Origin of the sequence: Leeuwenhoekiella aequorea, assembly GCF_004104375.1 — a bacterium.
Classification (GTDB): domain Bacteria; phylum Bacteroidota; class Bacteroidia; order Flavobacteriales; family Flavobacteriaceae; genus Leeuwenhoekiella; species Leeuwenhoekiella aequorea.
The window spans coordinates 371708-396545 of record NZ_QOVM01000001.1; the positions used below are offsets into that span (position 1 = coordinate 371708).

Consider the following 24838-nt stretch of genomic DNA (forward strand, 5'->3'; position numbering starts at 1 on the left):
AGAAGGGAGATTACAATGTGCCTTGTAGGCTACTATTCACTGGATAGTATTTACCCGCCAGGGTAATAATAGCCTACCTGCAAACTTTCACAAAAGTTTAGAAAAATACATAATGCACTGTATAACAGAATTTTGAAATTTGTATATGTTACTTGATTAGTAGTTGGCATTAGTATTGCCATTATGGGTATAGTTAAAGTAATATATTATGAAAATTAATTCATTTAATATTTGCCCGAGTTGCGTTCATATTACAACCTGCGTATTAACTATGCAAAAAGAGCTTGTATGGTCTTGCAGTGAATATGACTACGCAACAACTTTAAACGATGTTCAACTAGATAAAAATCAAGAGAACTAAGTAAATTTGCTATTAATTAAAAAATATAAAACTATGAAAGCTATTTTATTTACCGTAATCCTCGCTCTGGGAACTTTGAATATTCAAGCTCAGAGAAATTGTGAAACTCCAAAAGTAAAAACCGGGGATATTTTAAAATTATCTGGAGCAACAAACACGCAATTTGAGCATATAAATTTTCCGAAGAAAAATTTTATTATAAAAAAAGGAGGGATTGTTAATTACAAAAAACTACACAACAAAGAGGTTGAAGTGACAGATATCGAAGTTGTTGAAGGTTGTATTTCTAAAATTGACGTTAAACTTGCAGATGGATCAAAGTTTTTCAATGCAGTTGAAGTAGTTAGCATAAATTTGGAGGGTGCTTTATCATCTGGTGAAGTAACCTTGAAATAATATATTTTATATGACAAGTCTAGAAAAAGATACAACTGTAGTTGTAAACCGTCCTGCAAAGTCTAATGCTACCGGGATGGTAGAAAATGTTCTTGAGCAGTTTAATACTGCTGCAGACATTATCAATTTAAATCCTAATATACGCAGGATATTAAGCGTTACAAACAATGAAATAATCATACATTTTCCTGCAAAAATGGATAATGGTGATGTGCAAATTTTCACGGGTTATCGTGTACAACATAACAACGCTTTAGGACCTTATAAGGGTGGATTGCGTTACCACGATACAGTTGATATTGATGCTGCAAAAGCATTAGCGATGTGGATGACGTGGAAAACATCTCTTGCCGGCTTACCGTATGGTGGTGCAAAAGGTGGTATTCAAATTAATCCTAAAAACTATTCTCAAGCAGAATTAGAGCGTATTACACGTAGATTTACCTATGCTTTAGGTGAAAATATAGGACCTGAACATGATATCCCAGCCCCAGATGTTAACACAGGAGCGCAAACGATGGCGTGGATTGCAGATACTTATATGTCTACAAAGAGTCCTTCTGAGCGTTCTACACATCAACATGTAGTTACGGGTAAGCCAGTTGGTTCTGGAGGTCTTGAAGGTCGTGATCGCGCTACTGGTTATGGTGTTTACTTATGTATTAAGTTATGGGCAGAAAAGAATAATTTTCCGCTTAAAGGTAAAAAATACATCGTCCAAGGTTTTGGAAATGTTGGATACTGGGCTGCTTATTTTATGGAGCAAGATGGTGCTCTAATGGTAGGAGTTCAAGATGCTTTTGCTAGTATTTATAAAGAAGAGGGTATAGGTGTTAAAGATTTATTTAACCATATCAATGCAAATGAAGGAAGTGTACAAAACTTCCCGGGTGCTTCAGAAATAAATAAAAATGAATTTTTTGCATTAGACTGTGATTTAATAATTCCTGCGGCTTTAGGTAATCAAATTACAGAAGAAAATGCCGGTGATGTTAAAGCTAAGCTTATTGCAGAAGGTGCCAACGGTCCTACAAATGTAGAAGGTGAAAAAATACTTCTTAAAAAGGGTGTGACCATTATACCAGATATTTTATGCAATTCTGGTGGTGTTATTACTAGTTATTTTGAATGGCTTCAAAATCGTAACGGAGAGTTATGGCAACTTGATGAGGTTATGGAGAAGTTAGAGAAAAAACTGGGTGCCAACTTTAATGATGTAGATGACGCTGCTAAAGAACGTAATGTTGATATGCGTACTGCTGCGTATATTTTAGCTATTGAACGTATTGAAAAAGCATACGTACAACGTGGGATTTTCCCATAAATGAGATAATCGTTGTGAAATACGGAAGCTTAATTTTAGAGAAGAAAGAATACGTTCTTTTAAAACGTATTATGAACATCTCCTATCATTTAGACGATCCTATCATACGCAATTCGATTAATAAATTGAATGAAGAATTACAACTGGCCATGATCTGCGAGGATACAGAAATCCCCGCAGATGTGGTTCGGTTTAATAGTAAAGTCACTATAGATAGTGATACAGGTACACAAGAATTCTTTATTGTACCTCCTGCAAAAAATGATCTTTTAAGAAAAAGAATTTCTGTGATGTCTTCACTAGGAGCTGCACTTATTGGGTGCTCTGAAGGAGATAGAATTGAAGGTGATTTTAATAATGGTTTTGAAAAAATATGTATTAAGAAGGTTCTTCAGTATGATGACGCCATAGATAGCGGTGTTTTATATTAAACAAATCAAACTAGAATAGTATGAATACAAGTGCTTACAATCATGACAATGAGTTTGATCTATTTCAGAAAAATACTCACGCAGAATTACAAACCTGGATTAAAGTTTTAGAAGCTTTACATCAAGAGCTTGATGCTTTCACAAAGTGGATGAGTTATGCAAATACAACAGATTCTGCTTTGCTCCAGAAAGTCTTTGACAAAAGAAATGAAACACGTTCACAGCTTAGTATTTATTACAAATATGTAAATCAAGTACAAGATAACAGAGAATGTGATGATATGGATTGTGAGATCTATTACCAGCGTCAACATGAACAATTGAGACGGCTATTTAATTACCATATAGAGCAGTGCTCAAAACTTAAATGCAACGTTTTTAATACTTTAAACGTTGTCAATATTTCCCTTAAGCCTTCAGGGAATATTCAATCAAGATTGAAATAAGATTCGGGAATTTTAATAATGAACAAATCACAAGATCACTATTTTACAATTCAGCTTTTTAATAAAGATATTAAAGAGCTCAATTTCTGGATGATGCAACTCGAGCAGATCACACTCGAGATAAATCAACTAACACCAATTGAAAAGAGACTTATAAAAAACAACTCACTCAATTATAATCTTTTGGCTTTTAGACGAAAAAACACACTGTTTCTAGCCACGCTGTTTAGACAAGAACAAAGATTGCAAAAAGAAAAAGATTACGGTTCGCAGGTCTATAGTCCAGATTGGAATCACGAGCAAGATATGCAGCGTAATCAGTTTCTGAATCATTTTAGAGAGTTCAAAGCACTACAGAATTTAGTATATGAACGACTAACTCATATAGAAGTGAGTTAGGTGTGTAAAAACTAGAATTTAAACTTATTATTAATCAAAATTCAGAAAAGTGAAGGAAAATGATTTTAAATTTTACTTACAGATCTTGATTCTTTGTGTCATTTTCTTCGGCCTTCTTTTTGTATTCAATGAGGTTGTTATGTACCTCTTTTAATAGCTTTTTATTATCGTTTGTCTATTTGATAATGAATGATAAATGGTTGAAAAATCATTGAATATTTTGCTTGGTACTTTTTGTAGGGTCTAGTATTTTATGTTTTTGTTATAGATGGTTTATATATTTTATACCTACCTTATTCAGAATAGAAATAAATATGAGCAGAGGATTTGTAAAAGAAGATGATCAGGAAGAAGCACCAATAATTCCGCCTCGGGCAGCATTGCCTGAAGGTGTTCTTAATTATGTGACACAAAATGGACTGCAAGAATTAAAGGACGAAAAGAAACATTTACTTGCCCAAATCGCAAATCTTAATGAGGCAGACGATCGTGAGCAAAGACGTTCTAAAGCAATTCTGGTGGGAAGATTACAATTGCTTAATGAGCGTATTCTCAGCGCACGTGTAATTGATGACATCGATGAGAGCGAAGTGCGTTTTGGAGCTACAGTACGCTATAAAATAAACAACCTCACAAATGTGCTGTGTATTGTAGGTGTAGACGAGGCTGATGTAAAAAAGAATAAAATTGCTTTTACAGCTCCTATCGCTAGAGTACTTACAGGTAAAAAAGTAGGTGATGTAGCTAAATTACAATTGGGTAATGAAGTAAGAAAATTATTAATCCTTTCTATAGATTACGTGCATTAGAATCTTTTAGCGGTAATAAATCTATATAATGATATTTAATTGTCCCCAAGTGTTCGACATCTATAGCTTCATTGCGTAATGCACTCCAATTGCATTTTTCTATAAACTCTTGTTTATTGTAATTTTTCAAAAGTTGGTCAGATATCAGCAAATACTCATCTGTTTTGATGGTGTTTTTCAAAAGTCTATGAGCTGTTATAACATCTTCGCCCATAAGCTTTATTCTATTCCCTATAGGAACCATAGCAATCTCTTCTCCATAATGCAATATGATTTTTAAACCAAGAATTTCAGGAATACTAGCTGCGTCTTCTGTTTTTTTGTGCTTTTTGTAAAGAAGATCCATCCGTTCATAAAAGTCAAGGTAAAAGCGAATGCATTGATCTATCAGATCATTAAGATTGGGTAATTCACCGCTTCTAAAAAACAGTACAGCATCACCTTCAATTTCAGAAACCTTTAAATCAATAGTGTTCGAGTAAATAATCTCGTTAAGTAGAGCGGGGATAATTTGTGAAGTAAGTTCAAAATTTGCCTCACGCATAAATTGCGTAAAACCACTAATGTCTGGAATGCAAATTAATGTAGGTTCAGCTTTCATACTGGTAAATATCTAGCAATTAAAATATACCACGCTGATTTTAGTAAAAATTTAAAACGGCTTTAGTTATTATCTTGGGTAGATTTTAAAATAGCCTTTAATTTTTGAGCACGTGTTTCCTTTTCATCGCGCAGCTTGTCTTTTTTGCGTTTGAGTAGCATGGTGTGCTTTGCTTTATTTTTTCCGTTTTTTGGTGTGCCTTTTTTTGCCATCAGTTTTCGGTCTCAGATGAATCCTTCTTGAATATTAGGGGTTCGATAATTTTCGCAAGTACAAAAATAATCAATGTAGGTATAACCCAGCTAATTCCATAATTAATAAAAGGGAGGTGGTCATCTGCAGCTTCCAGAGTTAGAAGATTCAGACTGATTAAAAAATCTGGAATACTAAAGAGAAAGGTGGCAATGGCAACGGTGCGAAAGATAAACGGAGAAACCATTTTAGGTGGAAAAATATTGAGTATGATCAATACAATTACCAGTGGATATATAAAATTTAAAGCGGGTACTGCAATACCTATAATGTAGGCAACGCCCGTTTGACCTATTATAATTCCTAATATACTTGCTGAAAAGGCAGTGATTAAATAAGCGGCTTGAGATCCTTTAAATAAGCCTTTTACAAAATCTGCTGTTCCAGCAACAATACCTATAGCTGTTGTAAAGCAAGCCAGACTTATTAAAACCGAAAGTAGAATTCTTCCGCCTTTTCCAAGAGTTTCATAGCTTAGAATGGAAAGTAAATCTGTACGGGAAGAAGTCTCTACAAATGTGCTGAATAATGCGCCTACATAGATAAGACCAAAGTAAATAAGAGATAACCCAATCCCTGCAAAAATCCCAGCTCTATAAAGTACTTTTTTGTTTATTTCGGGAGATTCTTGATTTTTTAAATTCAATGAAACTACTAAAATTGCTCCAATTACAATTGCTCCAATAGCATCAAAAGTCTGATAACCTTCTATAATCCCTGTGAATAAAGCGGTCTCATTTGTAGACCCCTTTGGAGTGGGTAACTCGGCAAAAATAGCTACTCCTATAATCGTTGCTAAAATTAAGAGAAGTAACGGAGTTAGATATTTTCCGAGTACATCAATGATTTTTGACCTGTTAAGTACAAATAATAAAACAAGTCCAAAGTAAATACTACTTGACGTTAAAGAAGTTATATCAAAGTAGGGTTGTAAGCCTATTTCATAAGTAACTGAAGCGGTGCGTGGTCCTGGTAGTGTAACGGCAATGAGATACACGATGATACAGAAAACCAGACTGAAGATAGGATGTACTTTTTTTCCGAAGTCGAGTAAAGTACCTTGTAAACGTGCGTGAGCAAATATTCCTAAAATCGGAATAATTACTGCCGATAAAGCAAAACCTAAGCTGGTTAGAAACCATTCGTTGCCAGCTGTGTACCCTAAGTATGGAGGGATAATTAAATTTCCGGCACCAAAAAACAGAGAAAATAGTGCAAATGAAGTAATTGCGGTCTCTTTGGTAAATCTCATATGCAACGTATCTTTCGGGGGTGAAAGATAAAATAAAATGACACCAACTATTAATGTTAAGTCGCTAAATTATTCAGAAAACGGTGAGGGAGAAGCTCTGTGTTTATTGCACGGATTTCTAGAGGATAAATCCATTTGGAATCCGTTTATACATTTACTGGCAAATAAGTACCGCGTGATAGCAATAGATTTGCCGGGGCATGGTAAAAGTGAATTACTGCATACAGAAAATACAATGCTTGATATGGCGAGAGCTGTTCACAACACTTTAAAAAGTTTAGGTGTCGAGAGTGTGAATTTTATAGGCCATTCTATGGGAGGATATGTGGCTCTGGCTTATGTAGATTTATTTCCGAAGAATGTATGGGGAATTGTATTACTCAATTCTACTCCAGAAGCAGATACCGAGGCGCGAAAAAAATTGAGAAAACACGGTATCAAAGTGGCGCGTAGTAATTATGAAGCGCTAATATCGATGTCTGTCGTAAATCTTTTTACAAAAAACCTTCGAGAAGAACTTAGGAATGAGATAGCTAAGACCAAAGAAGTAGCACTTACGACATCACCAGATAGTTATATTGCCTGTCAAAATGGAATGGCTGCTCGTAAAGATTATACTACAATGTTTAAACAAGGCGCATTTAGAAAAAAAATTATTTTAGGATCGAGCGACACATTAATAAACGCGGATGATTTGCTAGAAAAGTGTGATTCTAGTTCTATAGATATACACATTGTGACCGGTGGGCATATGCTTCACTTAGAAAATCGGCAGGCGTTAGAAAATATATTTCTAAACTTTTAACGGGGAGTATTAGAAAATTTTTAGTTTAAGCCATTTCTTTTAAAATTTCTGTAACAGACTGATCTATAATTCAGAATGCTGTAAAAATTAAAGGGAGTTGATGATTTATACAATATTTTGTTAAATTCAGCGTATGAATTTCAAATGTAATTTATGAATGCTACCCCGTCCGCTATGAGTTTCATCAAAAGTTTAAAGTGTCGTGTCTTTGGACATAAATATCAAGTGTCTAAGTCCTATAAAACGGAACAACAAGAATATCAATGCTTACATTGTCAAAGAGAATTCACTACAGATGATAATGGTGAAATACAGCCACTTACTCCAAAGTTAAAACGTATTAATGAAGTTATGGAGAAGTTTTATATAATTAAGCAGGAGCGACAAGCCGCTTAATCTTCAGTTTCATTACTTAATGCATTCCAGCCGCGCGCTACAATAGGTATAGACGTGTTAGCTCGTGTAATAAGATTCATACCATCTCCCTCTGGTGTAATATGACCGATAACAGTAAAATTAGGATTCCCCTTTATTTTTTCATAATCAGTTTGAGCAATAGTGAACAATAGTTCATAATCTTCACCACCACTAAGTGCAACAGTTGTACTATCTATTTTAAATTCCTCACAAACATTGATCATTTGTGGATCTAATGGAATCTTATCTTCATAGAGGCGAACACCAGTTTTTGAGTTTTTACATAAATGAATGATTTCTGAAGAAAGCCCATCGCTAATGTCTATCATCGAAGTGGGTTTAATCTCAATCTTTTTAAGTAGATCGATGATATCTCGGCGTGCTTCTGGTTTTAATTGGCGCTCTATCAAGTAAGAATAGGGCTCTAGATCAGGTTGCGAATTAGGATTTACTTTATGTACTTGTTTTTCTCGCTCAAGAATTTGAAGTCCCATATACGAAGCACCTAAGTCTCCGGAAACAACCAGTAAATCACCATCTTTTGCACCATCTCTTCCTGTAATTTGATCGGCATCTGCAAGGCCCAGAGCAGTAACACTTATAAGCAGACCCTTTGTACTTGAAGTAGTATCACCACCCACAAGATCTACATTATAAATTGCGCAAGCAAGTTCGATACCAGCATACAATTCTTCAAGAGCCTCTAATGGAAATCTATTTGAAACTGCAATAGAAACAGTAATTTGAGTGGCTTCAGCATTCATTGCATAAATATCTGAAAGATTTACCATCACAGATTTGTAGCCTAAATGCTTGAGCGGCATAAAGCTTAAGTCAAAATGAACACCTTCAATAAGTAAGTCTGTAGATATAACAAGCTGTTTTCCCTTTGTATCAATCACTGCGGCATCATCACCTATACTTTTTACTGTGCTGGATTGTTTTACAGCAAAATCTTTGGTCAAATGATTTATTAAACCAAATTCACCAAGTTCACTTAGAGATGTACGGGATTGATCTTTATTGTCAAACATAACTGTTATTATTTTTCAGCAAAGTTAGTTTGAATATATCAAAAGGAAAATTAGAAGAATAGATTATTGTTTTTTATAAATTTAGGAAGGTTGTAATTTTATAATTCATACGATTAATAATTAATAAAAGTAAAAGAATAGGAAGGTTCTAAAACTGTATTGAATTTTAGAATACGCTATCAATAAGTAGAACTGATGAGTAATTATTTTACTATATATAGAAGCTATACAACCATAGTATAGTTTAATGTAAGGATGTATGGTAAAACCCTACTTAAATGGTATATTTGCACTAATTTAGAAGGATATGATTAAAGTAAGTGAAGATGCTAAAAAGAAAATAGCCACCTTAATGAATGAGGAGGGTTATGACGCTGGTGTTGACTATGTTAGAGTAGGTGTGAAAAGCGGCGGATGCTCTGGTTTATCTTATGAATTAAAGTTTGATAAAAGCTTAGCAGAAGAAGATAAGTTGTTTGAAGACAATAACATCAAGCTTATTGTGGATAAAAAGAGTTTTTTATACCTCATAGGGACTGTTCTGGAATATAGCGGAGGTCTTAATGGGAAGGGATTTGTTTTTAATAATCCTAATGCGCAGCGTACCTGCGGTTGTGGTGAAAGTTTTTCACTTTAAAAAGAATTTTAAATAGCTGTTTTTTAAACAGGTTATAAAGATTATATGGCATATACAGAAGACGATTTAGAAAAGGAATTAGCCACCAAAGAATACAAGTACGGGTTTTATACAGATATTGAGTCTGAAACATTTCCTATTGGATTAAATGAAGATATAGTACGGGCAATTTCTCTGAAGAAAGAAGAGCCGGAGTGGATGACTAATTGGCGATTAGAGGCGTTTAGACATTGGCAAACAATGGAAGAGCCGGAGTGGGCAAATGTCCACTATGAAAAGCCAAATTTTCAAAGTATATCATACTACTCTGCACCTTCAAAAAAGCCGAAGTTTGATAGCCTTGATGAAGTAGATCCAGAATTGCTTGATACGTTTAAGCGTTTAGGTATCTCTATAGATGAGCAAAAGAAATTAGCGGGAGTTGCTGTTGATATTGTGATGGATTCTGTATCTGTTGCAACAACTTTCAAGAAAACTCTTGCGGAAAAAGGTATAATTTTTTGCCCTATTTCTGAAGCAATTAAGGAGCATCCAGAGTTAGTGAAAAAGTATTTAGGTACAGTGGTTCCTCAAAAGGATAACTTTTATGCTGCATTAAATAGTGCTGTGTTTAGTGATGGCTCTTTTTGCTACATTCCAAAAGGGGTTAAATGTCCTATGGAACTTTCTACTTATTTTAGAATCAATCAAGCAAATACCGGTCAATTTGAGCGTACACTTGTTGTGGCTGATGCGGGTAGCTATGTAAGTTATCTTGAAGGGTGTACAGCGCCATCAAGAGATGAGAATCAATTGCATGCTGCAGTTGTTGAGCTAATTGCACTTGACGACGCAGAAATTAAATATTCTACTGTACAAAACTGGTATCCTGGTAATGCAGAAGGAAAAGGTGGAGTTTACAATTTTGTAACAAAACGAGGTCTTTGTGAGAAAAATGCAAAAATTTCGTGGACACAAGTAGAAACAGGTAGTGCTGTAACCTGGAAATATCCAAGTTGTGTATTAAAGGGTGATAATTCTATTGGTGAATTTTACTCCATTGCTGTAACTAATAACTTTCAGCAAGCAGATACGGGTACAAAAATGATTCACTTAGGTAAGAACACTAAGAGTACGATTATATCTAAGGGTATTTCTGCAGGAAATTCACAAAATAGTTACCGTGGCTTAGTACAGATTAATAACCGAGCAGAGAATGCGCGTAATTTCTCTCAGTGCGATTCGCTTTTAATGGGTAATAAATGTGGTGCGCATACCTTCCCTTATATCGAAGCAAAAAACAAATCTGCTAAAATAGAACACGAGGCAACGACTAGTAAAATTGGTGAAGATCAAATTTTCTATTGTAATCAGCGTGGTATAGATACAGAAAAAGCTATTGCTTTAATTGTAAATGGCTTTAGTAAAGAAGTGCTTAATAAACTTCCGATGGAGTTTGCTGTAGAGGCTCAAAAGCTTCTGGAAATTTCATTAGAAGGTTCTGTAGGATAATACAGAATAGCACTATTGGCGTGATTTTATGGAGATAGTACTCCTAATGCTGTAAATAATAGTTATTACTGAACAAGTAGATTCAGTATTTTAAAATGCTAGTTTAAAGTGATTGTATAGATTTTAAACTAGGTAATAATTAAGAAATTAAAGTACGGTTGCTGCGAGCAACTAATAGAACTGAGATTATGTTAGAAATTAAAAACCTAAGTGCAGGTATAGAAGGAAAAGATATTCTTAAAGGAATAAATCTGAAAGTTAATGCGGGAGAAGTACATGCTATTATGGGCCCTAACGGCTCTGGTAAAAGTACGTTGTCTTCTGTGATAGCGGGTAAAGAGGAATATGAGGTAAGTGCGGGAGATGTATTGTTTGAAGACGAGTCTATCTTAGACTTAGATGCCGAAGTTCGTGCGCATAAAGGGGTGTTTCTTTCATTTCAGTATCCTGTAGAAATACCTGGAGTTTCTGTAACTAACTTTATCAAGACAGCAATTAATCAAATACGTAAAGCTAAAGGTCTAGAAGATATGCCGGCTAGCGATATGCTTAAAATGATTAAAGAAAAATCTGAACTTCTTGAAATAGACCGTAAGTTCTTATCAAGATCTTTAAACGAAGGTTTTTCTGGTGGTGAGAAAAAGAGAAATGAAATCTTTCAAATGGCGATGTTAGAGCCAAAATTAGCAATCCTCGATGAGACCGATTCTGGTCTTGATATTGATGCATTGCGCATTGTTTCTAATGGCGTCAATAAATTAAGAAGTAAAGACAATGCAGTAATTGTTATTACGCATTACCAAAGATTATTAGATTATATCGTACCAGATTTTGTTCACGTGCTTGTTGATGGTAAAATAGTGAAGTCTGGAGGTAAAGAACTTGCTTTAGAATTAGAAGAAAAAGGATACGACTGGGTGAAGGCAGAATTAGCTGCAGGATAATAATTATCATTAAACGAGATAATTATTAACATTGAAAATTGAACGATTATGAATCTTAAAGATAAATTACTTTCTTCTTACTTAACATCTCAGGAGCATCTTGATTTAGATAACAGCCTTCACGATATTAAAGATGAAGCTATAAAAGTATTTGAGGAAAAAGGCTTCCCTTCTAAAAAACAGGAGGATTGGAAATATACTTCACTCAACAGTATTATTAAGCAGGATTTCAGTTTAGTCTCTAAACAAGAGGATACTATTGAGTTTAAAGATGTGAAGAAATATTTTATACACGATCTTGACACGTATAAAATTGTCTTTATAGATGGTGTTTATAGTTCTTACTTGTCTGAAACTACTCATGATGGTGTAGATGTTTGTCTGCTGAGTGCAGCGCTTACAAAGCCTAGATATAAAGCGGTTATTGATGTATATTTTAATAAAATAGCACCTCAAGATAGTTTGACCTCTTTAAATACTGCATTTGCTAAAGAAGGAGCATACATTTATGTCCCTAAAGGAAAGGCCGTAAATAAACCTATCCAGATTTTACACTTCTCAACAGGAAATGAAGCTAACTTAATGCTTCAGCCTCGTAACTTAATTGTTGCAGAAGAAAATGCAGAAGTACAAATAATCGAGCGTCACCAGAGCTTAAATGGAAATGCAGTCTTTACAAATAGCGTTACCGAAATTTATGCAGGTAAGCGTGCAATGGTTGATTATTATAAAATCCAGAACGATAAAGAGAATGCATCTTTAATAGATAATACACATATAGATCAACAAGATTCTAGTGAAGTATCTGTGCATACATTTTCTTTCGGCGGAAAATTAACACGTAACAATCTTAACTTCTACCAGAATGGAGAGCATAACAACTCTATTTTAAAAGGAGTTACTATTATCGAGGATAAGCAGCACGTAGATCACAATACATTAGTGCATCACAAGCAGCCTAATTGCGAAAGTCATCAAGATTACAAAGGTATCTTTGATGATAATGCTACGGGAGTATTTAATGGTAAGGTTGTTGTAGATAGTATTGCTCAAAAAATCAATGCGTACCAGTCTAATAATAATATTCTAGTAAGTGATAAAGCTTCGATTAATTCTAAGCCACAATTAGAGATTTTTGCAGATGATGTACGTTGTTCTCACGGGTGTACTATAGGTCAACTAGATGAAGACGCATTATTTTATATGCGTGCAAGAGGAATTGGTGTAAAAGAAGGACGTGCACTGCTAATGTATGCATTTGCAAATAATGTATTAGAGAGTGTTAAAATCCCTCAGCTTAAAGCTCGAATTACAAAATTAATAGCCAATAAATTAGAGGTGAATTTAGGTTTTGACGTGTAGTACACACATTGCGTTTTTAACTAACGTAATCTGGAACTTAAAATAGCTTTAAAATTTAATTGAAAATGTTCCTTATGTATAATTAGTACTTGGGAATAGAAAACAAGAAATGCTTATGGCTTCTGCTACCGCAAAAACTACATTCAATATTGAAAAAATACGCAAAGACTTTCCTATTCTTGATAGGAAAGTCAATGGGTATCCACTAGTGTATTTTGATAATGCGGCAACCTCGCAAACACCTAAGCAGGTGATTGACGCTATTGTTGATTATTACTCAAATTATAATGCTAATATACACAGAGGTGTACACGCATTGTCTCAAGAAGCTACAGATGCTTATGAGCAGGCACGTATAAAAATTCAGAGGCATTTTAATATTCCTAATGCGTATCAGACACTATTTACAGCGGGCACTACTCACGGAATAAATATGGTAGCTTCGGGGTATGCATCTATTCTAAAGGAAGGTGATGAAGTATTGGTATCTGCTCTAGAACACCATTCTAATATTGTTCCTTGGCAAATGCTGTGCGAAAAAACCGGAGCAAAGCTCAAGGTTATTCCTATGCTAGAAACAGGTACCTTAGATATGGAAGCTTTTGACGCATTACTATCTGATAGACTTAAGGTTGTTTTTGTAAATCACGTAAGTAATGCCTTGGGAACTATAAACCCTATTGCTGAAATAATAACAAAAGCACATCAGAAAGGGGCGGTGGTCTTAGTAGATGGGGCGCAAGCTGCTCCACATATTAAAGCAGATGTACAGGAGCTGGATGTAGATTTTTATGTAGTTTCGGCTCATAAAATTTGCGGACCTACAGGTGTGGGTATGTTATACGGTAAAGAAGATTTATTAAAATTATTGCCTCCCTATCAAGGTGGCGGAGAGATGATAGATCAGGTTACTTTCGAGAAAACTACCTATGCGGGATTGCCACATAAATTTGAGGCAGGAACTCCTAATATTTGTGGGGGTATTGCTTTTGGTGTTGCCTTAGATTACATGAATGAAATAGGATTTGATGCTATAGCGAAGTACGAACACCAATTATTAGAATACGCTACTTCAAAGCTTCAAGAAATAGAAGGCCTGCGTATTTATGGGGAATCTAAAGATAAAACTGCTGTAGTTTCTTTTAATATTAATGGTATACATCCCTACGATATGGGAACAATACTTGATAAATTAGGAATTGCTGTGCGTACGGGACATCATTGTGCGCAACCTATAATGGATTTTTACAAAATTTCCGGTACAGTAAGAGCTTCATTTTCATTCTATAACACATTTGAAGAGATAGATACTTTTGTTGCTGCGGTCATTAGAGCCAAAGAAATGTTGAGTTAATTTTAACCTTACATTTGGTACCTATATAAATGATTACTAGTAATTTCATAAAAATTTTAAATATGAAAACAACAGCAGCTTTTTTACTTTTGATCATTATAGGTTTTAGTTCGTGTAAATCTTCAAACAGAAAAATAGAGGGTCCTAAAGGGAAATTTATAGTAAATACCATAGGGAAAGATTCTGTGGCCGATAAAGAAATTTCGATAAACTTCAACCCTGAAAAGGGACAAATAAATGGAACAGGCGTTTGCAACTCGTACAGTGCAACGTATGTAGTAAGTGCAGAAAATATTAAGTTTTCTCCTGCTATGGCGACCAAAATGATGTGTCCGGAAGGAACATCAATCGAATATAATTTTTTTCAAGCTCTTTTAAAGGCTGAAAATTATAGAATTAAAAAAGGCATTTTAAGCTTTTACACTGCTGAAAATAAATTGATATTGACGGCAAAAGACGATTAATATATATGAGTAGTATACAAGAAATACAGCAAGAAATTGTTGAAGAATTTGAGATGTTTGATGACTGGATGCAGCGCTATGAGTATATGATAGAACTGGGTAAATCTTTGCCATTAATAGACGAAAAGTACAAAACAGAAGAATATATTATAAAGGGTTGTCAAAGCAAAGTGTGGGTGCATGCAGATCTTAATGATGATAAAATAGAATTTACAGCAGATAGCGATGCCATAATTACTAAAGGTATTATAGCTATTTTAATACGCTCATTTTCTAATCAACCTCCACAAGAAATATTAGATGCAGATACCTCTTTTATAGATAAAATAGGTTTAAAAGAGCATCTTTCACCTACTCGTGCAAATGGATTGGTGAGTATGATTAAACAAATTAAATTATACGCTATAGCTTATCAAGCTAAGGCAAATTCTAAGTAAAAAACTATGAGCGATACAAAAGAAATAGACACAAAAGAACTTGGAGAGAAAGTCGTTCGTGTTTTAAAAACAATATACGATCCTGAGATTCCAGTTGATATCTATGAACTAGGACTTATCTATGATGTTTTTGTTAATGAGGATTATGAAACTAAAATCCTAATGACATTAACCACACCTAACTGTCCTGTAGCTGAAACGCTACCGGTTGAAGTAGAGGAGAAGGTAAAAACTATTGATATGGTTAAGGATTGCGAAGTTGAAATTACTTTTGATCCGCCTTGGACTCAAGATCTTATGAGCGATGAGGCTAAGCTAGAATTAGGATTGCTTTAAAATTTCAATTTCTCAATGGAAGAAATAGTAAACAGAGTTGCTAACAGTAAACTTATTACGTTTAATCTGGAAGATCTTTATCTTCCGGGTAAACGTGATGTTATTGATATTTCCCAGTGGCTGACTGAAGGTTTTATTTTACGTGAAAAAGATTTTCGCGAAAGCTTAAAAAACCACAATTGGTCGGTTTATCAAGATAGTTATGTAGCCCTTTTTTGTAGCACAGATGCGATTGTACCAGCCTGGGCATTTATGCTTGTTTCTACTTATTTACAGCCTGTCGCTAAGCGAGTAGTTGTGGGATCATTATCAGATCTGGAAACCGTTTTATATACTGAAGAGATTTATAAAATTGACAGCTCAAAGTATAAAGAGCAATATGTAATTATAAAAGGCTGTTCTAACAAGCCCGTTCCTCAAAATGCTTACTTACTTCTTACCCAAAAATTACAGTCTGTAGTAAAGAACCTCATGTTTGGTGAGGCTTGCTCTTCTGTACCGCTTTATAAAGCTCGATAAAGCCATTTTCCAAACTTTTGAGATTGCAGACGGCCCATGTTTTATGCGTGCTGTATCTTTGCTGCGTAAAACAACAATTTTAAATGATGAGAAAAATTATTTTTATGCTACTGGCTGTCAGTAGCTTTGGGTTGGTGCAAGCACAAGAAAAGACAGAAGAAGAGCTAAAAGTAGAAATGGCTCCTAAAAAAGCCGAAATCGCAAAACTTCAAAAAGAGGTTAGTGCCTTGCAAGCGCAGATTGATAATATGCCTGGTTGGAAATTTGGTGCATTTGGTACAGTAGGTGCAAATTTTAGTCGTTTCAGTAGCTGGTATTCACAAGGTACGCCTAATGTGTCATCTGCAAACGCAGCTATAACTGTAAACGCATTTGCCAATAAGAAAGAAGAAAAATATTTCTGGCGTAACGCATTAAATTTAAATTTAGGATGGGTAAAGTTTGATGACCGTGATGATCCTGAAGATGATGATAGTTTCCGTAATGCTACAGATGTGTTTAATATCACCTCGCTATATGGCTATAAATTGAGCGAGAAACTAGCTGTATCTACACTCGGTGAGTACCGCACAACGATACTTGATAATTTTAATGATCCTGGCTATTTAGACTTAGGTCTTGGTATGACGTGGACACCTGTTACAAATCTTACCGTGGTTGTTCACCCTTTTAACTACAATTTTGTTTTTAGCAATGGTGAAAGCATTTATGAGTCGTCATTAGGAGCTAAGATAGTTGCAGATTATACCCGCCAAATAGGCAAAATCGCATTCAAATCTAACCTCTCTGCTTTTCAAAGCTACAAGAGTAGCGATTATTCAAACTTCACGTGGATAAATTCTTTCAGTTATAAATTATTCAATAATATAGGTGTTGGTTTTGAAGTTGGTCTAAGAGGCAATAAGCAAGAAAACCTCGAAAATGCTATAGCAGAAAATGAGGCATTGTTAGTGCCGGGAGCGACACCTACTTTTAATAGTATTGATAGCCAATTACAATCTTACTATATACTAGGTCTAACGTATTCATTTTAGATTAGAAGTTGATATAAAATGCAAAAATCCGATATGCAAGTATCGGATTTTTTGTTACTTATAAATTCCACTTATAAATTTATTCTTCTTCATCGTCATTTCCGGTATATTGATCATATTCCGGATATAAAAAACTATTATAAGGAAAACGTGTAATGTGTATTTCTCGCACACGCTCATATACCTTTTTCTTAAAAGCCTCCATATTATCTTTATTCAAAGCTGAAATGAATATGGCGTCCCCATCTGCTCGAGACATCCAGGTGCGTTCCCACTCCTCTAAAGTAAAATGTTCTTCGGTGCGCTCTGTAACCAGATCATCGTCGTCGATTGTTTTATGTGTATAAGCATCAATTTTATTAAATACCATAAGCATAGGCTTTTCAGACCCGCCTATTTCATCCATAATTTGATTTACAGATGCAATATGATCTTCAAATTGTGGATGCGAAATATCTACGATATGCAGAAGTAAATCAGCTTCTCGTACCTCATCGAGTGTGCTTTTAAACGACTCAACAAGTTGTGTAGGTAACTTTCTTATAAATCCTACCGTATCACTAAGCAGGAAGGGGAGATTGCGAATGACAACTTTGCGCACAGTCGTATCAAGAGTTGCGAAAAGTTTATTTTCGGCAAATACTTCACTCTTGCTAATTACATTCATCAATGTTGATTTTCCTACATTGGTATAACCTACTAAGGCTACACGAACCAGCGCCCCACGATTACCACGTTGTACCGCTTGTTGACGATCTATTTTTTCTAATTTCTTTTTCAGTAAAGAAATACGATCACGTACAATACGTCTATCGGTCTCAATCTCTGTCTCACCGGGACCACGCATACCTATACCACCACGTTGACGCTCAAGGTGAGTCCACATACCTGCAAGACGTGGCAATAAATATTCATACTGGGCAAGCTCTACTTGTGTGCGAGCATAGCTCGTTTGTGCTCGTTGTGCAAAAATATCGAGTATAAGATTTGTACGATCTACAACCTTACATTTTAATATTTTCTCAATGTTTTTTTGCTGAGCCGGGCTTAGTTCATCATCAAAAATTGCTGTACCTACTTCATACTGCTCTACATAAGCCCGCACTTCTTCCATCTTCCCTGTTCCTAAAAATGTTTTAGGGTTAGGAGATTCCATTTTCTGAGTAAAGCGCTTGAGCACCTCACCACCGGCAGTGTATGATAAAAATTCGAGCTCATCAAGATATTCAGCAGACTTTTCTTCGTCCTGATACTGGGTGATAACACCGATTAAGACGGTTTTCTCGTATTCTATAGTATTCTCTTCAATCATAAAATTAAGTAAGCTGTAAAGATAACGATTTAGACGCTAAGCTTTTCTTAAATTGAGCCTACCAAAATCATAACATAATGCTTAATAAATTTGCCATTGGTTTTTATAATCTCGAAAATCTTTTTGATACACAAAACGATCCTAATATTTTTGATGATGATTTTACATCAACAGGTGATTTGAAATGGAACAACACACGCTATGATAAAAAATTAGCCGATTTATCAACTATAATTGCTGAAATAGGAAAAGAAGAAACCGGCATCTCTCCCATCTTAATGGGTGTAGCTGAAGTTGAAAATAAGAAAGTTTTAAATGATCTTATCGGCACTGCCGCTTTAAAAAATCTCAATTATGACTATGTACACCATAACTCACCAGACGAGCGAGGCATAGATACAGCCTTATTATTCAACAAAGAACGGTTTAGCGTATTAGAGTCTAGAAGCTATTCTTTACAATTGAAAAATACTGAAGGAGCTCGGGATTTTACAAGAGATATTCTTTATGTAAATGGAACAATTGATGGGATACCGGTTTATGTATTAGTAAATCATTGGCCCTCGAGAAGAGAAGGTGTCGAAGAATCAAACCCAAAACGTATTCTGGCTGCAAATAGAAATCGCGAAATCATTAAGGAGATCCAGAGCAAAGATCCTGATGCGCGTATTCTAATTATGGGTGATTTTAACGATGACCCTCAGAGTATTGCAGTGCGAGAAAATCTAGTTTCTACAGATTTATATAACCCAATGGTTTTTTTACTTACACGTTATGCGGGTTCATTAACTCACCGTGGAGATTGGTATTTATTTGATCAAATAATTTTATCACCCAACTGGATGAAAGCATATGAAAATCCTTTAGAATACGAAAAATCTGCGATTTTTAATCCGGCTTATTTAGCAGAAGCAGAAGGGAAATATAAGGGGAATCCATTGCGCACATATGCCGGTGATCATTATCTGGGTGGTCCCAGTGATCATTTTCCGGTCTATGTAATTTTTAAGTCTGGAAACAGCAGCTATTAGTCCTTTTTCGGAGAACGTTTATTTGGCGTAGATTTTTTAGAAGAATCAGTAGTTTTTGCTTTTTTTGGAGGCATAGGTCCACGCATATGGATAACGAGGCCATTTAGAAAATTCCGGAGAAATTGATCTCCACACTCTACATATTTAGGGTGATCTTCACTTCTAAATATAGCACCCAATTCACTTTTAGTTACCGCAAAATCTACCAGTGCACATATCTTTACGATATCATCATCACGTAGTTTAAGTGCTACTCTTAATTTTTTAAAAACGTCGTTATTTGATAAGGCCATGACCGCAAAAATAGTTTAATTCTTTAGATTATCTAGAGTTTTTAGACCTTGAGCATCTTTGATTTCCTGTTTTAAATGGTCCAAATAGAGAATGCCGTTTAAATGATCTATCTCGTGCTGAAAAACTACAGCTGTAAAATCTTCTACCATTTCTATTTTGTGAGTTGCATCTGGCTTGTCGTATTCTACCAAAATTGCATACGCTCGACTAGATAGGGTATCGCGTCTTCCCGGTATTGACAGACAACCCTCGGGGCAATCTTGCTTTTTCTTAGAGTATTGTTTAATTACAGGATTAATAATTACCTCAAAAGGAAAACCCTCCTTATCAAAACGCTGAACCCAGGCTATATTTTTTAAAATACCTACTTGTGGCGCTGCTATTCCTGCACCTAGAGACAAACTATCTCGTACTGTAGCATACATTCTGGCTATTAAATTTTTTAGTTCGGGATCATTTGGATCTACAATGACCTGCTGGCTTGGCGTTCTTAATAACAAGGAATCACTGGCATTTGTAATTTTAAACACGCGCATAGGTGTTGCGCCATTATTTGCTCCAATCAATAATTGTTCACTCTGAGTAAATTGAGAACCTTTCTTGTTATTCTGTAGATCTTTTTTAGTGCTGGTGCAACTAAGGCAACTTAGAATTAGGATAGTTGTAAGTAGTAGGCGTATCATAAAAGCAGTGTTAGTAGCTATAAAAATAAGACTTTATAGGTCACATACTATAGAACTTATAAACCCTTCTAAGAAGTTAATCTGCGGTAATCATTATATTATCTAGCTGATATGTGCCGTCAAAGGCATCCTTGGTACTTCCTGTATATTTAAAAGCGATATAACCTTTAAGATTTGCTTCACAAGATATAGTTACAATCCCAGAACTGTACCAATCACCAAAAAAATCCTGATCACGTATTATAAATGCATCATCTAGAACAAGCCAGTTTGCTGCTGTGATTGTAGCGTCGTCACCATTCCAATCTGAACTAAAAAGCACTTCTAAATCACTACCATCTGCAAAACTACTACTGGTTTCAAATCGTATCTTAACATTTGAATTTGTTTCTAAATCGATCGCAGGTGTGATAAGCCAGCATAGCGTAAGTGCATCACCAGATTGATATGAATCTATACGTGCCGAAACGCCTTGTGAGGCATTAGTCCCGGTCGCGGTATAAGCTTCCCACACTTGATTTCCGTATTCATTAAAATTTGTCCACCCTTTCCCCTCTATAGGTTTATTCCGTTTTTGTGCGCTAAAATCTTCTTCGAATAAAATTTTAGTTCCCTCTGTTGCGCTTATGCCACATTTCAGTAAATTAGGGTCGCATCTTATTTCTGGATTAAACGTAATATCCTCTGGTGTATTAAGACGTAGAATATAAAAATCATCATAAAAATCCCGACTTAAAATCCCGGTAATATTTCCGCTTCCAGATGGCAGTTGTACAGATTTAAAGCGAGCAAAAGTACTGGTGCTAACGAGTGTTCTTCCTGGGGTATTGCAGGTTTCTAAAATACGAATTCCATCAAATTCATCTGTGGATTCTCCAGCAAAGGTTTTTGCAGCTGTAGCTAAAACTTCATTGCGGTTAAACTGTGCATTAGCTAAACTCACAAATAAGTTTTCTGTATCATCAGAAAAATCGGAAATCGCAATAGGAAGGGGTATGAGTGTAGCAATTTCTGAACTACGGTTTAAGTGCTTTGAAATAAGAGAAGTTGGAATTTCTGAAATAGAATTGCCGTCTCTGATTCCTAATTGTACCGTACCATTTTCTGTAGTGACTGACAATCCATCAAGGTGAATATACACTTTTCTTCCAGGTTCAAAGTAAGTATAAATTGCATTTTGGTTAATTTGAACGCTGATGCCACTACTGGGATTTTCAGGTTTATCTTGTAGTATCAATTCCTTAAAAAAATTACCGGCAGCATCACTACTAATTACATAACCAATAAAATAATTATCCGTATTTGTAAAACTTACAATGTCTTCCGTGCTTTGTCTAAGAGCATTTTTAACCGAAGCTATAGATACTTCTGTACCTGTAATTGTTGGGTCAACAGAAGATTCTTCGGGTATGTCAAACTCAGATTCTACACAAGAACTTAAAAATATAAAGATTAAACCCGAAAAATAAATAAGTTGTTTCATAAGGTTATTTTTGCGCTTCCGCGAAAGCATTAATAGTTAAAAACGTAAATAAAGGTTGGCATAAATGGTGGCGCCATAACCTAAGAAATAGCGATTTCCGAATAAGGGTTGCTCTCGCTCGCTCTCCTCTTTTAAGCTGCGATAATCACCTACACGAGAATCTTCAAAACCTCCAGTTTTATATCGGGTATTTAAGACGTTATTTATAGTTGCAAAAAAACCAATAGATTTGCCGTTTATCAACCAGGATTTTCCGCCTACGATATTTAATAAATAGTAGGAATCTAGTTTTTCTTGTTGTAATAATGTTTTGGCGTTTTCTAGATCATAATCGTTAAATGGAAGTCCGTCGTAATCTGTAGCAAATGCTCCAGATCTGCGAAGGTGGCTAATATCTACATAGGCATTTGAAAACCTATTTATACTAGCTCCTAGCCACCAAAAATCTGGATCTCTATAATCAAAACCCAGTTGTATAGCTTGCTCAGGCCCTCCGGAAACGTGGTAATTCTTAAGATTGGCTTGATTATTTCCAAATGATATTTGCTCATTTGCCAAAGTTGTAGTGTAATAAATATTAGGATTATTTCTGAACGTATTTTCGGCAATTGCCGCAGCTGTTTTTAAAGTAAGTGTGGGGAGTAGCTTATATTCCAGACCAAACTCTAATCCTATATTTCTTTTTGAGATATTTGTTGTGACTTCTTGAACGAGTGCATTACCCTTGTCTATAAGGCTGCTTTGTAAGGATTGAGTATAAAAAAATGAAAGATCACTACCCTCTGAAAAGTTAATATAATAAGCAGATAATTTTGCTTTTAAAACCGTGCTGCGATAAATATAGCTGGCATCTAAGCTTATAATTTGTTCCGCTGAAGCATCTTCAAGTATTGCATTATTTTGTCTAGAATTCGTAAATACGGTATTTGAAGGAAGTTCTAATCTTTGTAATGATCCATTTACAAGTGCAAAATGTTTACCATTAAATTTATAGGTAAGTCCTCCTTTTAGGCCGTACGTATTAAAAGTGACCTTGTCACTTTTACCAAAGGATAAGTTGCCAGGATAGTAGCCATTTTCATACAGGCCATTTCGTTGATAATTAGCAAAACCGCCTTGTATTGCGGCATAAAAATCAAGATGGTTATAAGTGGCTTCTAATTGAGAAAATACAGATGCTTTTGTCGAGGTTATCTTAAAATTATATTTATATCGCTCTCCCGCTTTAACAAGTCTGTTCCTATTTCGTAAGTCGGTTTGAGCGAGGTTACCGCCGGTTGAAGCATCGTCTTCTGCAAAATTATCTATATCTAGCCACTGATCACCTCCTAATAGATCATCTAATTCTGCATAATTTTGACTTTTTAAAAAAGAACCGGAAATACCTGCAGTTAGTTTATAATTTTCAGATAGAGAACTTGCAACGAGGGAGGATACATGTATAATATCATCCTTATTCACATCATTTTGCACAGCATAAATAGGATTTAACCTGCTATTTTCAGCAGATGAATTTGCTTTATATAATTGATCCCAATTGAGCTGGCCGTTATTCTCAAAAGCTTGCTGGGCTAAATAGGCATTTTGATAATTTGCAGCTGTAGGATTAGTAAACCGTAAAAAATAACTTGGTAGATTCTGATAATAATTAGGAGCCGGATTACGGGCACCGCCTACGAAACTTTCTTGATTATCATCGCTTGTAATTAATGTACTGCCCGTATAATCAATTCTAGAATTTTTTGTTAAACCTGACTGATAAGCGAAATTAGTGTTGACTGTTGTTTGATCAGATATTTTAAAATTATGACTTAAAATAAAGATAGGTTCTCGTATTTCACGCAAGCGGGAATTTCTGATATTTCCATTTTGTAAACCCCAGTTGGGGTTATAGGTATATCCTTTTAAGTCAATAAGCTCTTGAGTTAGTGCAGTACTGCGACCTCTACGATTAGGTGTATAAAAGGCAACTAAATTTAAACTATGCTTATCACTCAGTTTCTTTTCAATACTTAAAAATACAGAGTTAGCATCATAAGAAGTACCTTCTATTGAGCCTTCGTTACCAAATCTTCTTGATGCTAAAACGGTATATGCCCAGCCAGATGAGCCTAAGCCGCTACTATAGCTGGCCATTACTCTTCCTGTATAGGTGCGGTTAGCATAAGCATAAGAAATTCTTCCTCCTCGTCTGTATTTTGAGGCCAACATATTAAAGTGCAAAACTCCGGCCGGGGCTCCAAAGCTGTAAGCGCTGGGCTCAGTAGCTTTACTAAACTCTCTGTTGCGCATCACATCATTAAGACCGCCCCAGGTTCCCCATTGCGGTCTGCCCGTATTTATTTTGTTTAACGTTATTCCATTAATTAAGACTTTACTGTATTTGCTATCTAAACCTCTTGGACGAAAAAATGTGGCACTAAAATCATAGGCAGCTGCATTGCTAAATACATCATTCGTGGCGCCAAGAAGTCCAGAGACAATATTATCTTGCTGGTCATCTTCTGAGTTCAATTCGCTTTCTGTAAGGCTAATACGATCTAGCTCTTTATTTAATTCTTTTAAATCGACACTCATAGGGATGTACAATAAATCGAGTAGTTTATTTCCTTCAAGAGTTATAGAAAGATTTAAAATTTGATACCCAATTTTACTAAATACTAATTGCTGTTTTCCTTCAGGAAGCATTCCATTAAGATTAAATACACCTTCGGCATTTGTTGTTGTAAGAAGATTAGTACCTCTAAGTTTTATCTCGACATTCGGAATTGATTTAGCAGTATTAGCATCTCGTACACTTCCAGTAATTCTATAGTCTTGAGAATAACTTTTTTTAATGCAAATAACTAATAAACAGAGTAATATAATTTTATGCAAATTGAGAAATATAAGATTTATTGTGAGTACGTATATTTTCAATATATAATTTA

Annotated in this window: 29 protein-coding genes; 20 read left to right on the forward strand and 9 right to left on the reverse strand. The window is 35.2% G+C overall.

Going from position 1 to position 24838, the window contains the following annotated elements; all coding sequences use genetic code 11:
• Nucleotides 1-208 precede the first annotated feature (208 nt).
• From DSM00_RS15595 to DSM00_RS01670, 7 genes are all read left to right on the forward strand, one after another.
• Nucleotides 209-361, forward strand: coding sequence for a hypothetical protein (locus tag DSM00_RS15595; RefSeq protein ID WP_206633777.1), 153 nt, complete (start codon nucleotides 209-211; stop codon nucleotides 359-361).
• A gap of 33 nt (nucleotides 362-394) precedes the next feature.
• Nucleotides 395-757, forward strand: a complete 363-nt coding sequence (locus tag DSM00_RS01645; protein ID WP_128756279.1) for a hypothetical protein — start codon at nucleotides 395-397, stop codon at nucleotides 755-757.
• A 10-nt stretch (nucleotides 758-767) separates the two neighbouring features.
• Entirely contained in the window at nucleotides 768-2081 is a 1314-nt protein-coding gene (locus DSM00_RS01650) for a Glu/Leu/Phe/Val family dehydrogenase (protein ID WP_128756280.1), read from the forward strand.
• 14 nt (nucleotides 2082-2095) lie between these two features.
• Entirely contained in the window at nucleotides 2096-2512 is a 417-nt protein-coding gene (locus DSM00_RS01655) for a GreA/GreB family elongation factor (RefSeq protein ID WP_128756281.1), read from the forward strand.
• Nucleotides 2513-2532: 20 nt separating this feature from the next.
• Nucleotides 2533-2958 carry a hypothetical protein gene (locus DSM00_RS01660; RefSeq protein WP_128756282.1) on the forward strand — a complete coding sequence of 142 codons (426 nt, stop codon included), beginning with the start codon at nucleotides 2533-2535 and terminating at the stop codon, nucleotides 2956-2958.
• Nucleotides 2959-2976: 18 nt separating this feature from the next.
• Complete coding sequence (locus DSM00_RS01665; RefSeq protein WP_128756283.1) at nucleotides 2977-3357, forward strand: hypothetical protein; 381 nt, start codon at nucleotides 2977-2979, stop codon at nucleotides 3355-3357.
• Between the two features lie 314 nt (nucleotides 3358-3671).
• Complete coding sequence (locus DSM00_RS01670; protein WP_128756284.1) at nucleotides 3672-4166, forward strand: GreA/GreB family elongation factor; 495 nt, start codon at nucleotides 3672-3674, stop codon at nucleotides 4164-4166.
• Here DSM00_RS01670 and DSM00_RS01675 read toward each other — a convergent pair.
• From DSM00_RS01675 to brnQ, 3 genes are all read right to left on the reverse strand, one after another.
• Nucleotides 4147-4767 carry a DUF2652 domain-containing protein gene (locus DSM00_RS01675; protein ID WP_128756285.1) on the reverse strand — a complete coding sequence of 207 codons (621 nt, stop codon included), beginning with the start codon at nucleotides 4765-4767 and terminating at the stop codon, nucleotides 4147-4149. The genes DSM00_RS01670 and DSM00_RS01675 overlap by 20 nt on opposite strands.
• 62 nt (nucleotides 4768-4829) lie before the next feature.
• Nucleotides 4830-4979: a hypothetical protein gene (locus DSM00_RS15495; RefSeq protein WP_164916277.1), complete on the reverse strand. Its 150-nt coding sequence runs from the start codon at nucleotides 4977-4979 to the stop codon at nucleotides 4830-4832.
• A complete protein-coding gene (gene brnQ, locus DSM00_RS01680; protein ID WP_128756286.1) occupies nucleotides 4979-6271 on the reverse strand; it encodes a branched-chain amino acid transport system II carrier protein in 1293 nt (430 codons plus the stop codon). The genes DSM00_RS15495 and brnQ overlap by 1 nt, the downstream gene beginning before the upstream one ends.
• Before the next feature lie 37 nt (nucleotides 6272-6308).
• Here brnQ and DSM00_RS01685 point away from each other — a divergent pair, with 37 nt between their 5' ends.
• Together DSM00_RS01685 and DSM00_RS01690 are read left to right on the forward strand one after the other, a co-directional pair.
• A complete protein-coding gene (locus tag DSM00_RS01685) occupies nucleotides 6309-7076 on the forward strand; it encodes an alpha/beta hydrolase (protein WP_128756287.1) in 768 nt (255 codons plus the stop codon).
• Between the two features lie 153 nt (nucleotides 7077-7229).
• Nucleotides 7230-7472, forward strand: a complete 243-nt coding sequence (locus DSM00_RS01690) for a hypothetical protein (RefSeq protein WP_128756288.1) — start codon at nucleotides 7230-7232, stop codon at nucleotides 7470-7472.
• On the opposite strand, the gene thiL is transcribed toward DSM00_RS01690, so the two are convergent.
• On the reverse strand, nucleotides 7469-8527 hold the full coding sequence (thiL, locus tag DSM00_RS01695; RefSeq protein ID WP_128756289.1) for a thiamine-phosphate kinase: 1059 nt from the start codon (nucleotides 8525-8527) through the stop codon (nucleotides 7469-7471). The genes DSM00_RS01690 and thiL overlap by 4 nt on opposite strands.
• Before the next feature lie 307 nt (nucleotides 8528-8834).
• Here thiL and DSM00_RS01700 point away from each other — a divergent pair, with 307 nt between their 5' ends.
• The 10 genes from DSM00_RS01700 to DSM00_RS01745 all read left to right on the forward strand — a co-directional run bounded on the left by DSM00_RS01700 (nucleotide 8835) and on the right by DSM00_RS01745 (nucleotide 17105).
• A complete protein-coding gene (locus DSM00_RS01700; RefSeq protein WP_128756290.1) occupies nucleotides 8835-9164 on the forward strand; it encodes a HesB/IscA family protein in 330 nt (109 codons plus the stop codon).
• A 45-nt stretch (nucleotides 9165-9209) separates the two neighbouring features.
• Nucleotides 9210-10655: a Fe-S cluster assembly protein SufB gene (gene sufB / locus DSM00_RS01705; protein ID WP_128756291.1), complete on the forward strand. Its 1446-nt coding sequence runs from the start codon at nucleotides 9210-9212 to the stop codon at nucleotides 10653-10655.
• A 188-nt stretch (nucleotides 10656-10843) separates the two neighbouring features.
• Nucleotides 10844-11599 (forward strand): Fe-S cluster assembly ATPase SufC, encoded by a 756-nt coding sequence (sufC, locus tag DSM00_RS01710; RefSeq protein WP_128756292.1) that lies wholly within the window; start codon nucleotides 10844-10846, stop codon nucleotides 11597-11599.
• Between the two features lie 48 nt (nucleotides 11600-11647).
• Nucleotides 11648-12961 carry a Fe-S cluster assembly protein SufD gene (sufD, locus tag DSM00_RS01715; RefSeq protein WP_128756293.1) on the forward strand — a complete coding sequence of 438 codons (1314 nt, stop codon included), beginning with the start codon at nucleotides 11648-11650 and terminating at the stop codon, nucleotides 12959-12961.
• A gap of 115 nt (nucleotides 12962-13076) precedes the next feature.
• The gene (locus DSM00_RS01720; RefSeq protein WP_128756294.1) at nucleotides 13077-14315 is read left to right on the forward strand and encodes an aminotransferase class V-fold PLP-dependent enzyme; all 1239 of its coding nucleotides are present in this window, start codon (nucleotides 13077-13079) and stop codon (nucleotides 14313-14315) included.
• A gap of 62 nt (nucleotides 14316-14377) precedes the next feature.
• Complete coding sequence (locus DSM00_RS01725) at nucleotides 14378-14779, forward strand: META domain-containing protein (RefSeq protein WP_164916278.1); 402 nt, start codon at nucleotides 14378-14380, stop codon at nucleotides 14777-14779.
• Between the two features lie 5 nt (nucleotides 14780-14784).
• Nucleotides 14785-15216: a SufE family protein gene (locus tag DSM00_RS01730; RefSeq protein WP_128756296.1), complete on the forward strand. Its 432-nt coding sequence runs from the start codon at nucleotides 14785-14787 to the stop codon at nucleotides 15214-15216.
• Between the two features lie 6 nt (nucleotides 15217-15222).
• Nucleotides 15223-15552 carry a DUF59 domain-containing protein gene (locus DSM00_RS01735; RefSeq protein WP_028377354.1) on the forward strand — a complete coding sequence of 110 codons (330 nt, stop codon included), beginning with the start codon at nucleotides 15223-15225 and terminating at the stop codon, nucleotides 15550-15552.
• 15 nt (nucleotides 15553-15567) lie between these two features.
• Nucleotides 15568-16071 carry a DUF2480 family protein gene (locus DSM00_RS01740; RefSeq protein ID WP_128756297.1) on the forward strand — a complete coding sequence of 168 codons (504 nt, stop codon included), beginning with the start codon at nucleotides 15568-15570 and terminating at the stop codon, nucleotides 16069-16071.
• An 86-nt stretch (nucleotides 16072-16157) separates the two neighbouring features.
• On the forward strand, nucleotides 16158-17105 hold the full coding sequence (locus DSM00_RS01745) for a DUF3078 domain-containing protein (protein ID WP_128756719.1): 948 nt from the start codon (nucleotides 16158-16160) through the stop codon (nucleotides 17103-17105).
• Nucleotides 17106-17184: 79 nt separating this feature from the next.
• On the opposite strand, the gene hflX is transcribed toward DSM00_RS01745, so the two are convergent.
• The gene (gene hflX, locus DSM00_RS01750; protein ID WP_128756298.1) at nucleotides 17185-18417 is read right to left on the reverse strand and encodes a GTPase HflX; all 1233 of its coding nucleotides are present in this window, start codon (nucleotides 18415-18417) and stop codon (nucleotides 17185-17187) included.
• 77 nt (nucleotides 18418-18494) lie between these two features.
• Here hflX and DSM00_RS01755 point away from each other — a divergent pair, with 77 nt between their 5' ends.
• Entirely contained in the window at nucleotides 18495-19448 is a 954-nt protein-coding gene (locus DSM00_RS01755) for an endonuclease/exonuclease/phosphatase family protein (protein WP_128756299.1), read from the forward strand.
• Here the strand turns inward: DSM00_RS01755 and DSM00_RS01760 are convergent.
• The 4 genes from DSM00_RS01760 to DSM00_RS01775 all read right to left on the reverse strand — a co-directional run bounded on the left by DSM00_RS01760 (nucleotide 19445) and on the right by DSM00_RS01775 (nucleotide 24785).
• A complete protein-coding gene (locus DSM00_RS01760) occupies nucleotides 19445-19741 on the reverse strand; it encodes a DUF1456 family protein (protein ID WP_128756300.1) in 297 nt (98 codons plus the stop codon). The two genes, DSM00_RS01755 and DSM00_RS01760, sit on opposite strands and share 4 nt — an antisense overlap.
• A 15-nt stretch (nucleotides 19742-19756) precedes the next feature.
• Nucleotides 19757-20425 carry a peptide deformylase gene (locus tag DSM00_RS01765; RefSeq protein WP_128756301.1) on the reverse strand — a complete coding sequence of 223 codons (669 nt, stop codon included), beginning with the start codon at nucleotides 20423-20425 and terminating at the stop codon, nucleotides 19757-19759.
• A gap of 76 nt (nucleotides 20426-20501) precedes the next feature.
• Nucleotides 20502-21908, reverse strand: a complete 1407-nt coding sequence (locus tag DSM00_RS01770) for a DUF5689 domain-containing protein (protein WP_128756302.1) — start codon at nucleotides 21906-21908, stop codon at nucleotides 20502-20504.
• A 36-nt stretch (nucleotides 21909-21944) separates the two neighbouring features.
• Nucleotides 21945-24785 carry a carboxypeptidase-like regulatory domain-containing protein gene (locus DSM00_RS01775; RefSeq protein ID WP_128756303.1) on the reverse strand — a complete coding sequence of 947 codons (2841 nt, stop codon included), beginning with the start codon at nucleotides 24783-24785 and terminating at the stop codon, nucleotides 21945-21947.
• Nucleotides 24786-24838 lie beyond the last annotated feature (53 nt).

Bases quoted from the DNA above. Each gene is read 5' to 3' on its own strand.
- DSM00_RS01745 (WP_128756719.1), top strand. From the start codon at position 16,158: ATGAGAAAAATTATTTTTATGCTACTGGCTGTCAGTAGCTTTGGGTTG.
- DSM00_RS01725 (WP_164916278.1), top strand. From the start codon at position 14,378: ATGAAAACAACAGCAGCTTTTTTACTTTTGATCATTATAGGTTTTAGT.
- hflX (WP_128756298.1), bottom strand. From the start codon at position 18,417: ATGATTGAAGAGAATACTATAGAATACGAGAAAACCGTCTTAATCGGT.
- DSM00_RS01670 (WP_128756284.1), top strand. From the start codon at position 3,672: ATGAGCAGAGGATTTGTAAAAGAAGATGATCAGGAAGAAGCACCAATA.
- DSM00_RS15595 (WP_206633777.1), top strand. From the start codon at position 209: ATGAAAATTAATTCATTTAATATTTGCCCGAGTTGCGTTCATATTACA.
- DSM00_RS01700 (WP_128756290.1), top strand. From the start codon at position 8,835: ATGATTAAAGTAAGTGAAGATGCTAAAAAGAAAATAGCCACCTTAATG.
- DSM00_RS01735 (WP_028377354.1), top strand. From the start codon at position 15,223: ATGAGCGATACAAAAGAAATAGACACAAAAGAACTTGGAGAGAAAGTC.
- DSM00_RS01675 (WP_128756285.1), bottom strand. From the start codon at position 4,767: ATGAAAGCTGAACCTACATTAATTTGCATTCCAGACATTAGTGGTTTT.
- DSM00_RS01765 (WP_128756301.1), bottom strand. From the start codon at position 20,425: ATGATACGCCTACTACTTACAACTATCCTAATTCTAAGTTGCCTTAGT.
- DSM00_RS01690 (WP_128756288.1), top strand. From the start codon at position 7,230: ATGAATGCTACCCCGTCCGCTATGAGTTTCATCAAAAGTTTAAAGTGT.
- thiL (WP_128756289.1), bottom strand. From the start codon at position 8,527: ATGTTTGACAATAAAGATCAATCCCGTACATCTCTAAGTGAACTTGGT.
- DSM00_RS01650 (WP_128756280.1), top strand. From the start codon at position 768: ATGACAAGTCTAGAAAAAGATACAACTGTAGTTGTAAACCGTCCTGCA.
- DSM00_RS01740 (WP_128756297.1), top strand. From the start codon at position 15,568: ATGGAAGAAATAGTAAACAGAGTTGCTAACAGTAAACTTATTACGTTT.
- DSM00_RS01665 (WP_128756283.1), top strand. From the start codon at position 2,977: ATGAACAAATCACAAGATCACTATTTTACAATTCAGCTTTTTAATAAA.
- DSM00_RS01755 (WP_128756299.1), top strand. From the start codon at position 18,495: ATGCTTAATAAATTTGCCATTGGTTTTTATAATCTCGAAAATCTTTTT.
- sufC (WP_128756292.1), top strand. From the start codon at position 10,844: ATGTTAGAAATTAAAAACCTAAGTGCAGGTATAGAAGGAAAAGATATT.
- sufB (WP_128756291.1), top strand. From the start codon at position 9,210: ATGGCATATACAGAAGACGATTTAGAAAAGGAATTAGCCACCAAAGAA.
- brnQ (WP_128756286.1), bottom strand. From the start codon at position 6,271: ATGAGATTTACCAAAGAGACCGCAATTACTTCATTTGCACTATTTTCT.
- DSM00_RS01770 (WP_128756302.1), bottom strand. From the start codon at position 21,908: ATGAAACAACTTATTTATTTTTCGGGTTTAATCTTTATATTTTTAAGT.
- DSM00_RS01660 (WP_128756282.1), top strand. From the start codon at position 2,533: ATGAATACAAGTGCTTACAATCATGACAATGAGTTTGATCTATTTCAG.
- DSM00_RS01645 (WP_128756279.1), top strand. From the start codon at position 395: ATGAAAGCTATTTTATTTACCGTAATCCTCGCTCTGGGAACTTTGAAT.
- DSM00_RS01685 (WP_128756287.1), top strand. From the start codon at position 6,309: ATGACACCAACTATTAATGTTAAGTCGCTAAATTATTCAGAAAACGGT.
- DSM00_RS01730 (WP_128756296.1), top strand. From the start codon at position 14,785: ATGAGTAGTATACAAGAAATACAGCAAGAAATTGTTGAAGAATTTGAG.
- DSM00_RS15495 (WP_164916277.1), bottom strand. From the start codon at position 4,979: ATGGCAAAAAAAGGCACACCAAAAAACGGAAAAAATAAAGCAAAGCAC.
- sufD (WP_128756293.1), top strand. From the start codon at position 11,648: ATGAATCTTAAAGATAAATTACTTTCTTCTTACTTAACATCTCAGGAG.
- DSM00_RS01720 (WP_128756294.1), top strand. From the start codon at position 13,077: ATGGCTTCTGCTACCGCAAAAACTACATTCAATATTGAAAAAATACGC.
- DSM00_RS01760 (WP_128756300.1), bottom strand. From the start codon at position 19,741: ATGGCCTTATCAAATAACGACGTTTTTAAAAAATTAAGAGTAGCACTT.